The 13,101-nt window shown below is 40.3% G+C and carries 13 protein-coding genes; 4 read left to right on the top strand and 9 right to left on the bottom strand.

What is annotated here, in order from left to right; translation table 11 throughout:
• The first annotated feature begins 134 nt into the window (after positions 1 to 134).
• Together CDG59_RS03200 and CDG59_RS03195 are read left to right on the top strand one after the other, a co-directional pair.
• Positions 135 to 1,046, top strand: coding sequence for an alpha/beta hydrolase (locus CDG59_RS03200; protein WP_087543571.1), 912 nt, complete (start codon positions 135 to 137; stop codon positions 1,044 to 1,046).
• Between the two features lie 289 nt (positions 1,047 to 1,335).
• Positions 1,336 to 2,520, top strand: coding sequence for a GGDEF domain-containing protein (locus CDG59_RS03195; protein WP_171294976.1), 1,185 nt, complete (start codon positions 1,336 to 1,338; stop codon positions 2,518 to 2,520).
• 44 nt (positions 2,521 to 2,564) lie between these two features.
• Here the strand turns inward: CDG59_RS03195 and CDG59_RS03190 are convergent, their stop codons facing one another.
• The 5 genes from CDG59_RS03190 to CDG59_RS03170 form a co-directional block, all read right to left on the bottom strand.
• Positions 2,565 to 3,260, bottom strand: coding sequence for a glutathione S-transferase family protein (locus tag CDG59_RS03190; RefSeq protein ID WP_087543569.1), 696 nt, complete (start codon positions 3,258 to 3,260; stop codon positions 2,565 to 2,567).
• A 2-nt stretch (positions 3,261 to 3,262) separates the two neighbouring features.
• Positions 3,263 to 5,110, bottom strand: coding sequence for a protein-disulfide reductase DsbD (gene dsbD, locus CDG59_RS03185; RefSeq protein WP_087543737.1), 1,848 nt, complete (start codon positions 5,108 to 5,110; stop codon positions 3,263 to 3,265).
• Positions 5,111 to 5,192: 82 nt separating this feature from the next.
• Positions 5,193 to 5,960, bottom strand: coding sequence for a transporter (locus CDG59_RS03180; protein WP_087543568.1), 768 nt, complete (start codon positions 5,958 to 5,960; stop codon positions 5,193 to 5,195).
• Between the two features lie 31 nt (positions 5,961 to 5,991).
• The gene (locus CDG59_RS03175; RefSeq protein WP_087543566.1) at positions 5,992 to 6,537 is read right to left on the bottom strand and encodes an ankyrin repeat domain-containing protein; all 546 of its coding nucleotides are present in this window, start codon (positions 6,535 to 6,537) and stop codon (positions 5,992 to 5,994) included.
• Positions 6,538 to 6,667: 130 nt separating this feature from the next.
• Positions 6,668 to 7,042 (bottom strand): HPF/RaiA family ribosome-associated protein, encoded by a 375-nt coding sequence (locus tag CDG59_RS03170; RefSeq protein WP_004659842.1) that lies wholly within the window; start codon positions 7,040 to 7,042, stop codon positions 6,668 to 6,670.
• A gap of 370 nt (positions 7,043 to 7,412) precedes the next feature.
• Between CDG59_RS03170 and CDG59_RS03165 the strand changes: the two genes are divergently transcribed.
• The gene (locus tag CDG59_RS03165) at positions 7,413 to 8,138 is read left to right on the top strand and encodes an outer membrane protein OmpK (RefSeq protein WP_087543564.1); all 726 of its coding nucleotides are present in this window, start codon (positions 7,413 to 7,415) and stop codon (positions 8,136 to 8,138) included.
• Between the two features lie 92 nt (positions 8,139 to 8,230).
• Positions 8,231 to 8,782 (top strand): GNAT family N-acetyltransferase, encoded by a 552-nt coding sequence (locus CDG59_RS03160; protein ID WP_087543563.1) that lies wholly within the window; start codon positions 8,231 to 8,233, stop codon positions 8,780 to 8,782.
• A gap of 23 nt (positions 8,783 to 8,805) precedes the next feature.
• Here CDG59_RS03160 and urtE read toward each other — a convergent pair whose 3' ends face one another.
• Genes urtE through urtB form a run of 4 tightly spaced genes read right to left on the bottom strand, consistent with a single transcriptional unit; the run spans position 8,806 to position 13,039 of the window.
• On the bottom strand, positions 8,806 to 9,504 hold the full coding sequence (gene urtE / locus CDG59_RS03155) for an urea ABC transporter ATP-binding subunit UrtE (RefSeq protein ID WP_087539924.1): 699 nt from the start codon (positions 9,502 to 9,504) through the stop codon (positions 8,806 to 8,808).
• A gap of 9 nt (positions 9,505 to 9,513) precedes the next feature.
• On the bottom strand, positions 9,514 to 10,341 hold the full coding sequence (urtD, locus tag CDG59_RS03150; RefSeq protein WP_087543561.1) for an urea ABC transporter ATP-binding protein UrtD: 828 nt from the start codon (positions 10,339 to 10,341) through the stop codon (positions 9,514 to 9,516).
• On the bottom strand, positions 10,342 to 11,412 hold the full coding sequence (urtC, locus tag CDG59_RS03145; protein ID WP_087543559.1) for an urea ABC transporter permease subunit UrtC: 1,071 nt from the start codon (positions 11,410 to 11,412) through the stop codon (positions 10,342 to 10,344).
• A 4-nt stretch (positions 11,413 to 11,416) separates the two neighbouring features.
• Positions 11,417 to 13,039 carry an urea ABC transporter permease subunit UrtB gene (urtB, locus tag CDG59_RS03140; RefSeq protein ID WP_087543558.1) on the bottom strand — a complete coding sequence of 541 codons (1,623 nt, stop codon included), beginning with the start codon at positions 13,037 to 13,039 and terminating at the stop codon, positions 11,417 to 11,419.
• Between the last annotated feature and the right edge of the window lie 62 nt (positions 13,040 to 13,101).

The following is a 13,101-nucleotide window of genomic DNA, read 5'->3' as shown; positions in this document are numbered from 1 at the left end:
ATCAATATTGCAATTCTTGATTATGACTATTGGGTATAGCCTGAGCAACAACAAAACATTGCTGTAATGACAGCGCAAGGCACACGAGTCAAAATTCTCTTAGTTATATACTGCCCTAACAATATGGAAAAATTATGAAATTTGGTACTGTTTGGAAATATTATTTTACTGAATCATTACTAAAAGCGACCATTCGTACGCCGAGTCAGTTTAATTTGGCCCCGAATGCTTTGCGACCTTTATTAGACCAACTTTGTCGTCTATTCCCCCAAAATCCGACAGTACAAATTCGACCATTGCGCTTAGCAGGCGTGTGTGGTGAAGAAATCAAAGCACAAGTTTCTGCCACACAACTTATTTTTCATATTCATGGCGGCGCTTTTTTCTTGGGGAGTTTAAATACTCATCGTGCCCTCATGACTGATATTGCTGCGCGCACGCAAATGCAAGTGGTTCATGTGGATTATCCTTTAGCTCCTGAACATGCTTTCCCTGAAGCAATTGATGCGATTTTTGACGTTTATCAAGCACTATTAGTACAAGGTATCCAACCCAAAGATATTATTATTTCGGGGGATTCTTGTGGTGCCAATCTCGCTTTAGCATTGTGCTTACGGTTAAAAGCACAACCTGACCTCATGCCAAGCGGTTTAATTTTAATGTCACCCTATTTAGACCTAACCCTCACCAGTGAATCATTACGCTTTAACCAAAAACATGATGCTCTGCTCTCTATTGAAGCCTTACAAGCAGGAATTAATCATTACTTAAAAGATGGTGTACAAGCGGATGATCCGCGTGTTTCACCTCTATTTGATGATCTTAAAGGCTTACCGCCAACACTGGTGCAAGTCGGCTCAAAAGAAATTTTACTGGATGATTCAAAACGCTTTAGAGAAAAAGCAGAAAAAGCTGGAGTCAAAGTACACTTTAAACTTTACACAGGCATGTGGCATAACTTCCAAATGTTTAATGCTTGGTTTCCAGAAGCTAAACAGGCTTTAGCAGATATTGCGGATTTTGCTCATGCAATTGATCGTGATTAAAACATAATGTGATGATTTTGCAGAAAATGGTCAGCTATGTCTGACCATTGTCATTCTTAATTCCTTTTTGTCATTATAAGAACAAACTGATCGAATATTTAGATTAAGCTTCCTTTTTTAAAGAATTTTTGCTCTCCTAATTTACATTAAAAAGCACATAGCTAGACTTCCTTCTCATTCTAAAAGTGCTATTGTTATTTTAATAATCGTTTAATAATATTTTTGATAACGAATTTACACTAATAACGTTTCTTAGGAATCTCATTGCATATAAGGAAACATGCCAATCATGAGGATTCATTTTAAGAGGTTAGTTGACAGAGAAAAATGGAATTTCTCGCAGTTCTGGGAACATGAACCATTAATTAATTGGAACATGTTAAAGAAATGTATTTTGTTGCTAATCTTAGCCTCACTTATAAGTCTATTTGGAATTATTTGGGACAGTTTTGTCTTGCTAAATCCATTTACATGGCAATGGGTAAATTTACCGTTGGTTCGATCTAAACTTTGGACCAATGTAATCATGCTTTTTGTCTTTTTAAGTTTGATTATGCCCTGCTTTATTTATAAAGATAAATCTTGGGTACAAGAAATCATTCCAATTTTAAGCGTACAGGTCGTTACTGTTTTACTCTGTCATATAGGCTATCTGATTGGGAGTTTTAGTCCAGCAACCATGGTTGCCTATGTCAGTGTTGTGGGAGTAGGTCTGGTTCTGTTTGATCGCAAAATGATTTATTGTGCACTGGTGCCAGCAACAATCGCACTGCTGTTTTGCAACTTTTTAAGTGTGTATGGTGTCCTACAATATGCACCGATATTTAAGCTAGAAGTCCTGAATCAAGCTCAAATGCATCCTTTTTGGGTTGGCAGTATGTTTTTCTTCTTATTGCCAATTTTAATTGCTTGTTTGTTGCTATTTGAAAGTCTGCTCAAACAATGGCGAATTCGAGAAACGGCTATTCAAGTACTCAGTCTTTTAGATCCGCTCACGAATGTGATGAATCGTCGCAGTATTAGCAATCACTTAGAGCGCTTACATCAGCAACCAAATCAACTTTACTCGATTGTATTACTCGACTTAGACCATTTTAAAAATATTAATGACCAGTTTGGGCATAGTGTTGGGGATCAAGTGTTGATCAATGTTGCAAAATGTTTGGCGAATAATTTACGTGACCGAGACATGATTGGGCGCTTTGGGGGCGAGGAATTTATTTTATTATTGCCCAATACTACGCCTGCACAAGCGCAAAATGTGGCGGAGCGCTGTCGCTTAGCGATTGGTGAGTTAAAATTTACCTCAGAAGATCACCAAGAGTTTTCTATCAGTGCCAGTTTTGGCATCAGTAGCACACTCAGTGCCGATGAACCTCACTTAATTATTAGTCAGGCAGATCAAGCATTGTATGCGGTAAAAGCATCTGGTCGAAATCAAGTCAAAATTTTTACTGAACTTTTCTTAAATTAATCCAATAAAGGCATCCAAAGATGCCTTTATTTTTGACCTGTTGTTTATTCTTTTAAATATTCTTCACGATGATTACGATAAGGCTCATCAAAGGGTACAAACATCTGTTCTTGTTTGGCTTCTGCGATCCACTCTTGAACTGATGCTAAAGACAATATCTTGTGCATATAACTTTGGCTAGAAGCAGAGATGGGTAATTTATAACATTCAAAACGCATAGCCACAGGCGCATAAAATGCATCGGCTAGACTAAACTCACCACATAAAAACTGCTCTTCACTTGGTCGCTCTGACCAAATTTGATCAATTCGAGCAACGTCATTCCTTAGTTGCTCGTGGTCAGCCCAAAGCTGTTTTCCAATATGGGACAAATCAGCCTCAACATTCATTGGACACAAATTACGTAAACTTTGAAAACTACTGTGCATTTCTGCACTAATGCATCGTGCTCTGGCTCGTTGTTTTCTATCTTGAGGTAGCACATTTTTCTCAGGATTTTGTTCAGCAATATATTCACAAATCGCCAGACTATCCCAAATAATCAAATCATCATGCATGAGTGTTGGGACTTTGCCCGTTGAATTCAATTTTAAAATCTCAGTTTTAAATTGGCTATTAGGTTCAAAACCATCAAATTGAATTAAATGCTCCTGAAATGGAATGCCAAGTTGTTTTAATAAAATCCACGGTCGCATCGACCAAGTTGAATAATTTTTATTGCCAATAAACAATTGATACATGATTATAATTTCCCTTTCAGCAAGGTGAGTTGTTGTAATAATTCTGATTTTTGAAAAGCACCAGTTAAACGCAGCGAACGTACTTCTTGTTGTTTTTGATCTAAAAATAAATAGGTTGGCGGTCCTAAAATGTCCCATTGATTTAATAAAGCCTGATGCGAGGCATCATAATGACTTAAATCAAGTTTAATCAAATAATAGTGAGATAATGCCTGTTGAACTTCTGCATCTTTTAATACACGATGCTCAATCGGCTGACAAGCCACACACCAATCTGCATACACATCAATCACAACGGCCTGATCTTTGGGTGCGTTGGCTAGAATCCGCTCAAAATCAGCAGCGGTTTGCGCCACATGCCATTCCGCCAATTTCTCTGCCTGCACTGTACTTAGGTTTTGCATATGCTGATATTGGTTAAAGGCAAGAAACGGAATTGCAATGATGAGCAGCAAGGCATACAACCACTGCAACTGTCCCTTTTTCACAAAAAAGCGGTACGCAGCATAACCAATAAACGCCAAACCTAAAATCAGGCTCAACACCTGAACGGCCAATTCTGGCAACAAGGGTCGAATAAAATAAATGCTCAATGCCAGCATGAGAAAGGCAAAAATCACCTTAATCTGATGCATCCACTCGCCTGCTTTTGGTAAGGCTTTCGCACCCAAGACACTGGCAAGCAGTAATGGAATACCCATACCAAATCCCAAGGTGAATAATAGTAGAGCACCTTGCCACTGATTTTGCGTTTGTGAAATAAAGAGTAATGTACCCGCTAAAGGTGCAGTCATACACGGACCGACTAATAATGCTGAGATCATGCCCATGATACTTGCACCAAGCAAAGTCCCACCTTGTTGCACTGACTGCATTTGGTCGAGGCGATTCACCCATTTCTGTGGCAGTTTCAATTCAAATAAACCAAACAGATTTAAAGCGAATACAACGAACAATAGACTAAATGCAACTAATGTCGCAGGTTGCTGTAACCATCGTTGGAAATTTAGCCCTGCCACAGAGGCAATTAAACCCAATACGGCATAGACCATTGCCATACTAAATACAAAAGTAAGTGCAATCGTCCACGCTTTAACGCCTTTATGTTCACGAACAATCAATGAGGTCAAAATCGGCAACATTGGTAAAGAACACGGCGTAAATGCCAATAAAATTCCTAAGCCTAGAAATAATAACAAGCTATAAGCAAGAGAGTGCTGTGCCAATGTGCTTGACCACTGTTGGTCTTGCGCCATATTGGTTGAATTATTCAGCTTTACATCATTAGATTTTTCAGTTGTAAGTTCATCCCTCTCTGCGGTCTGAGCATTTAAGCTATTCGCAGAACGAGCAACATCTAAAAAACGTTTTTGTGAATTAGAACTGACATTTTCGACACTAACCAACCCATCAGCATCGGTTTGAAATTCAATATTTTGAGGTGGATAGCAAATACGGTCTTTGGCACAACCCTGCCATGTAACACGATAATGTTGAGATGCTTGAGTGCTAATCTCAAACTCTGCTTGCTGATAATAAACTTGGCTATGACCATAGTTTTCATCGTACTGTTCAATTGCTTTGGGTAATTTCAACGTAACAGGTTGATTGCCTTGTTGAACCTCAAATTTATGTTGATAGAGATAATAATTAGGCTGAATGGTCCAGTGTAACCGCGCTTGATTGGTTTTGGTCGATTCAACTGAAAATGCAAATGCCTGTTCAGGAGTCAGTAACGGTGCTGATAGATTGTCTTGAGCGTAAACCAAAGACGTACATAACAACAATAAAGTAGCCAAAAAGTAGCGCATTAATTGGCTAATGTACCCACCCTGAACAGACATTTTCATGTTCATCTCACTGTAACTCTCCCGATAACTTAAGACCTCATTCTGCCTGCAGAAGGATTTCAAAAGTTAGCGGAGATTTTGACTAGAATAAAACAGATAAACCTAAACCACCGTTATAGCTTTTTTGATCGCCATTCAAATCCACACCTATACTGGCATCAAGTTGAGCTCGATCATTTAAGCTATAGACTAAACCTGTCCCTAAACCATATTCATAGTCTTGGCTTTCTGCTTTACGATATACAAACTCTGAAAAACCAGATAATTTACCCGCAATTTTATAATCAATGGTTGGAATTGCAGTCACGGCCCAATCACTATTTTGTGCTTCATAACGCATGGTAATTGATGTACCCACCAAATCGCTGAATTTATATGCCACTGCTGAAGTGAGGCTATAAATATCATCTTGATTCGTGAATTCATCATTGCCAGTCGCAATAATCGCTTCTGCTAACAATGCCATTGTTAAACGATCATCTTTTAAATTAATCGCCTTTTTCAAACCAATACTGACATCACCTAAACCATTGGTTTCTTTCTTAGTGCCAGCATGTTTATATTGCTGCCAAACAGGACCTTGCCAACCCAGTTGCAGTTCTAGGCCATCAGCTAAACCTGTGCGTAAAAGCATGTCAGCGTTCAATGTAAGCGTTTTATCTTTTACGCCATCGACTGTCCCTTCTTGATAGCTTACGCTCGGTAGTCCTTGCTCCCACGCCAAGTGACCTACAGGTGTAATACCCGTACCTATACCTGAGCCTGGGCGGTCAAAAGAAAATTCTGCTGCAAATGTTGCAGTTGTCATGATTGATGCAGCAACCAAGCCTAATACTTGAAACTTTTTCATTGTTCTCCCCTTTATATCTTGTTGGCTAGACTTATGCCGTTAGCTCTTTTGACATTTTTGCGCCATGTTTGCGTAATAATTCGAGTGTTTCACGCTCTTCTATCAAAGATTCTGACCAGTCAATTTCATCAAAATCACAATCAAAAAATAGTTGGCTAATTGAAGACAAAATCGTTAGACCCTCTTCATCTCTTGTGTTTGGATCGACTTTTTCATCAAGTAAGCGTTGAACCACTGGTACGCATGCTGAACTTGCAGCATCCCAAAGCGGACCATAAAACTCTTCCGCATCCCATAAATGAAGATTGGCTTTCGCTTGAATTAATGCTTCTAAAATGTCTTGATAAACTTGTAATTGTTGTTGTTTGTCTGCTTCAGTCAATGGCTGACCTGCTTCATAAGCTTCACAGACATTCTCCCACCAGACAAATAAGCCATCACATAAAATAGAGACTGGGAAACCATGTTCTGGATCAATAAAGTTCGGGTCGAGTCCTTCAGCAAGTAAAGATTGCACTTGGTCTAAATCGAGTTGTTGTATGGCTTGCACCAAGGCCTGCTGCTGATTGCTTAACATGACCAATTCTCACAATATATTTAATGTTTCTATTATGCCGAATATCCCGACAGGTTTTTATAAAATCACGTATAAATTTGATATACACAAAAAAAAAGCCCAAAACTGGACTTTTTTTTCGCGTTTATCTTTACGCTTCATCATCAACTTTTACATCGTCATCGACGTCAACATATTCTGGTAAACCACCACGATGATGTTCTTTTTTCTCATATAAATGTTCCAAACTACGTTTTAGCTTATCAATCGCACCATGAATAGATGCATCAATATTTGCAGCTTTATGAGTCACGGCAAGTGGCTTCATACCCGCTGGACGAGCTTCGATCATACAACGTTTGTCATGATCGCCCGTTTTCTCCCCATTCTCATCACTAATATGAACCGAAAAATGTGTAATACGCTCGCTATAGCGTTGAAATTCTTGCGTAAGTTCTGCACGGACATAACTAATTAAACGTTCGCTACCTTGAATGTTTTTATCTGTACGGATTTCAATATTCATAAATATCTTCCTCTCTTTTCTGTGAGACGGTTCTACGAAACTTTTTTATTTAGCACGCTTTGAGCATGCATTCATTCAGTGCAGTTGTATATTCTGATTATGTAAATGCTTGTGGTCTCCTTGCTTCGCATCTGTTGCTTTTCAGTAGTTAAGAAGATCTTCTATAACTCCAATATCTGACTTTCATAACAAATATGCAAGCTGATTTTTGACATTTTTATTAAAACTTGATCAAAAAGATTTTTAAATTCATTGGCTTTTTTCTTTTGGTCGGTTCTATACAATTCTTTTGAGCATTTGGTCAAATTTGGCTTTATTTTTGCTTAATTCCTTGTATGCTTTACACGCCATTTTTGGGGGGATTTTTTAAATGCAATTGAAGCAACTTGCAGCGACTTGTTTATTGGTATCTACAGCAGCTTTCGTTCAGGCAAAGCCAATTTGGCAAGATTTTAGCCTCACTGGTTTATACGGTGAGAACTATGAAGTTGTCGATGAAAAGCAAACGACTCTAACAGTCGAATACGCTGCAAAAGTACAATATGCCGATGTCTTTTTCTTTATGGATCGTATGCGTGGTGGTGACGATCATAAAAGTACCTATTTCGAACTTTCTCCTCGCTTGAGCTTAGGCGAAATTTCTGGTCAAAAACTTGCTTTCGGCCCAGTCAAAGATGTCTTGATCTCAACAACATGGGAAAGCAATAACGATGACTTTTCTAGTTTTGACAACTTCTTGTACGGTGTAGGCTTTGATTTAGCAATTCCATATTTCCAATATGCGAATGTCAATTTCTACCGTGCAAACAATGAAAATACAGCAGATGACTATCAAATGACGATTGCCTATGCAGTGCCATTTAAAGTATCCACTGAAGATTTCTTGGTCGATGGTTTCCTTGACTGGTCTACAGCAGAAAAAGACCATGCAAGTGAACTCAACTGGACAACCCAATATAAATGGAATGTAGGTAAACACATTTCACCTGAAACACGTTTATATTTGGGCGTAGAACATTCTGTTTGGAATAACAAGTTTGGTATCAAAGGCAGCGACGAAAATAATGTCAGTGCTTTAGTGAAATACCATTTCTAAACGGTTTTGACTGATCAAAACAGCAAGGAATTCCTTGCTGTTTTTTTTTAGATCGCGCATATTGAAATAGATGAATTTTCTTTTATTTTGTTATGTCTCACGATCTTATACTTGCAACGCACACACTACAAAACTCTTATCAAATTCGTTTTGCAACTACTGATGATCTTGAGCAGATTCTCGCTATTTATAATCATGAAATCATCACGGGCACAGCCAACTGGAATGATCAAGCCATTACTTTAGCGCAATATCAACAGCGCTTTCAGGAGATGCAACAACAGCAATCTCCTATGATTGTAGTTGAAGATCAATCATTGAGAAAAATTGCTGGTTATGCCTATTACTCTGCCTTTCGTAGTATTACAGGCTATCGTCAGAGTATCGAACATTCTGTTTTTGTTGATCCAAGCTACGCACGTCAAGGTCTAGGCAAAGCCTTGATGCAACAACTGATCCATCTCGCGATACAACAAAACATGCATATCATGGTGGCTGCGATTGATAGTGAAAATATGGGTTCAATTGTGCTACATGAACAGCTTGGTTTTGTACAAACAGGTTATATGCCAGAAGTCGGACAAAAATTTGGACAATGGCGTGACTTGGTCTGGATGCAGCTACAACTTTCAACTACTCAATAAAAAAGCCTCTTACGAGGCTTTTATTAAATCGCCACCAATTCCCGAATCCCCTTTTCCGGCATTTCTGCACCTTGCCCGTTTGCAATCACTTGACCACGCGCCATCACCGTATAGTTATCTGCCAGTTCTTCAGCAAAATCGTAAAACTGCTCCACCAAAACGATCGCCATTTCACCCTGATCTGCCAATTTACGAATCACTCGACCAATGTCTTTGATGATCGAGGGCTGAATCCCCTCAGTCGGTTCATCCAAAATCAAGACTCTTGGCTCCGAGGCCAACGCTCTCGCAATCGCGAGCTGTTGCTGTTGACCACCTGACAAATCTCCACCACGGCGATGCTTCATTTCATCCAAGACAGGAAAAATTTCGTAGAGATGACTCGGTACTTTTCGAGTTTTCGCACCTGAAAATTTCGCCATACCAATTAAGATATTTTCCTCTACGGTTAAAGTTGAAAAAATATCTCGTCCTTGTGGCACGTACGCCAATCCTGCTCGTACTCGTTGCTCAGGAGACATCTTGGCTATGTCTTTTCCATCTAGCAAAATCTGTCCTGATTTAATCGGGAGAATCCCCATCAAACATTTCAGCAATGTGGTTTTACCTACGCCATTACGCCCTAAAACAACACTGCACTCCCCCACAGGCGCTTGAAAAGACACATCACGCAAAATATGACTGCCACCATAAAACTGGTTAATTTCTTTCACTTCTAACATGGCTGTCTCCTAGCGTCCTAAATACTTTTCAATCACATCTTCATTGGTTTGTACCTCTGCCAATGTGCCTTCTGCCAAGATTGCGCCCTGTGCCAACACCGTGACCTTTTCGCTAATGGTATCAATAAAGCTCATGTCATGTTCAACTACAACAAGCGTATGATTTTTCTTGAGTTCCAGACACAGTTCAGCCGTACGCTCGGTTTCCGCATCGGTCATACCTGCAACGGGCTCATCTAATAAAATGAGCTTCGGACGTTGCATCAACAACATGCCGATTTCTAACCACTGCTTTTGACCATGGGACAATAATCCTGCGGGCTTTTTCACAAATTCCTTTAAACGGATTTGCTCTAAACTTTCATCCAATGCCAATTGTGCTTCTGGATCTAAACGAGAAAATAAGCTCTTCTTGACTCGCTTATCTCGTGGTGCAGCGAGTAGTAAATTTTCCATGACTGTAAAATTTTCAAATACCGTTGGTTTCTGAAATTTGCGCCCAATCCCAGCTTCCGCAATTTCCTCTGTGCCCATTTTGGCAAGATCATAGTTTTGTCCAAAAAATGCCGTGCCAGTAGTCGGACGAGTTTTACCTGTGATCACGTCCATTAAGGTCGTTTTACCCGCACCATTTGGTCCAATGATGCAGCGTAATTCACCCTCAGCGATGTACAGTGATAAATCATTTAACGCACGAAACGAATCAAACCACACACTGACTTTTTCTAAATACAAAGCAATCCCGTGACTAAAATCTGCACCTTGGGTTTTGGCACGACCATAGCCCTCACCAAGTTGACCGCCATGTTGAGCTGAGTCTATGAATAAATCACTCATTTAATTGCTCTCCTTTTTAAAACGATCAAATAAACCAATCACGCCTTTAGGTAAGAAAATCGTCACTACGATAAATAGCGCACCTAAGATCAGTAACCACGCTTCGGGTGCTGCAACTGTGAAATAAGTCTTCACAGCATTGATTAAACCTGCACCAAGAATGGGTCCGATCAAGGTACCACGCCCCCCTGCGGCAACCCACACTGCCATTTCAATCGAGTTGACTGGATTCATTTCACTTGGGTTAATAATGCCAACCTGTGGCACATACAACGCCCCTGCGATACCTGCAATCACTGCCGATAGCACCCATGCTGAAAGCTTGTACCACAGTGTGCGATAGCCCAAATATTGCAAGCGGTTTTCACTGTCACGAATCGCGCCAAGAACTCGACCATAAGGACGATTCATCAGTTGACGTAAGCCGATAAAACACAGCATTAACACCAAAGCAGTGACAAAACATAAAGTGGCACGCATCGGCGCAGAGGTGATATCAAAACCGAGTAAGGTTTTAAAACCCGTGAAGCCATTATTTCCACCAAAACCTGTCTCATTGCGGAAGAATAATAATGCTGCGGCAAACGTCATGGCTTGGGTAATAATTGAGAAATACACACCCTTGATTTTTGAGCGGAAAGCAAAGAAACCAAAAATAAAGGCAACTAAGGCAGGCACAGATAAAACCAAGATCATCGTCCAAGCAAAATGCTCAGTCCCCACCCAATACCAAGGGAGTTCTGTCCAACTGAGGAAACGCATGAAATCCGGTAAACCATCGCCTGCGGATTCGCGCATCAAGTACATGCCAAAGGCGTAACCACCGAGGGCGAAATACAAACCGTGCCCCAAGCTTAAAATCCCTGCATAACCCCACACTAAATCCAGTGCCAATGCGACCAAAGCCAAGCACATGATTTTGCCAATTAACGTAATCCAATACGCTGACAGATAAAATGCTGAATCAGGGGATAACAGATGTAACCAAGGTAAGCTCAATAACACGGCAAAACAAATGGCAATCGCAATTGCGCTATACGGTTTATCTGCAAATAAAGAAGTGATTTTCATTGGCTTACTCCACGAAACGACCTTTGATGGCAAACAAACCTTGTGGACGCTTTTGGATAAACAAAATCACAAGAACCAAGAGAATAATTTTTGCTAAAACCGCACCTAGACCAATCTCTAGAACTGTACCGCTAATCCCTAAACCTAAGGCTGCAAGTACTGCACCCCACACTTGCCCCACGCCGCCAACCACAACGACAAGGAAGGCATCAATAATGTAGTTTTGTCCGAGGTCAGGCCCCACGTTACCCACTTGTGCCAGCGCACAACCTGCCAATCCAGCTAAGCCTGAACCTAAGCCAAATGCCAGCATGTCGATACGTGCAGAACGAATGCCCACGGCACGCGCCATTTGACGGTTTTGTGTCACAGCACGGATAAATAATCCGAAACGGGTTTTATTTAATAAGAAAACTAAAAGCAGTAAGACCGCCACAGTAAAACCAATAATCGCAATACGGTTATACGGCAACATCAAGCTTGGCGTCAGGGCAATACCACCACTGAGCCATGCGACATTCGACACTTCAACGTTCTGTGCGCCAAAGATCATCCGAACCGATTGCATCAAGATTAAGCTGACACCAAAGGTTGCCAATAATGTTTCCAATTGGCGGCCATAAAGCGGACGAATCACTGTGCGTTCAATCAACATGCCAATCAGCGCACTAACAAGAAATGCAGCAGGAATCGCAGCCAATAAATACCAATCGACTAAGCCTGCAAAGTGCGTTTTAAAAAAACTTTGAATCACATAAGTGGTATAAGCACCGATCATAATGAGTTCACCATGTGCCATATTGATGACACCAAGCAAACCATATGTGATCGCGAGACCAAGCGCTGCCAAAAGTAAAATACTAGCGGTACTGAGACCCGAAAATACATGCCCTGACCATTCACTGATTTGAATGCGCGTTTTAATTTTATTTTGTGCTTCAAGCAAAGCTGCTTTTAATGCAGGATTACTTTGTGGCTGTTCTAAGCTTTGGTTGATCAACGCCAATACATCTGGACGATTTGAATCCGCCAAAACTTTTACTGCTTCGATCTTGGTGAATTCATCTGAGCTATTAAAATCTAAACGTGCTTTCAGTTGTGCCAAACGTGCTTTAACCGCTTCACTTTTTTCATTGAGATAGAGTTGTTTGATCGTTGCTACATCGAGCTCATCTAAATTATTTTCTAAAATGTCCACCGCAGCTAAACGTTGTGCTGCATCGTCAGAATTCAATTTAACTTTGGCTTGTCCAAAGTTCAGTGCCTTACGTAAAGTATTGACCAGCGTCACTTGAGATACATCTGAGGGCCAAGTGTCGATGGCTTGCAATTGCGGATAACTTAATAATTTTTCATCGTTTTTTAAAATGTAAGTATGACCTGAACTATCGGTATATAACTCATTTTGATCAATATACGCGACCAATTGATCCAGTTGCTCAATACTGGCTGGCCATTGATTCAACATGGCACGGCGAGTAGCAAAGTCAGATTTAACAAAAGTTTGGATGGCATCCTGAGAAGTTGTAGACGTCACAGTTGTTGGTGAAGTAACTTCTGCCCATGCAGGATTAAACATGATCTGTGCCATGATGCAGAGCATTGCCAAAACATAGTGTTTCGCCATAAGACTCCCCCTTATATTTTCTATTTAAACCAATCAATCAGAAATAAAACTAAGAAAAACCT

Source organism: Acinetobacter sp. WCHA29 (assembly GCF_002165335.1).
GTDB lineage: Bacteria > Pseudomonadota > Gammaproteobacteria > Pseudomonadales > Moraxellaceae > Acinetobacter.
Note: the sequence above shows the minus strand (reverse complement) of the source record. Positions and strands in the feature narration are given on the sequence as shown.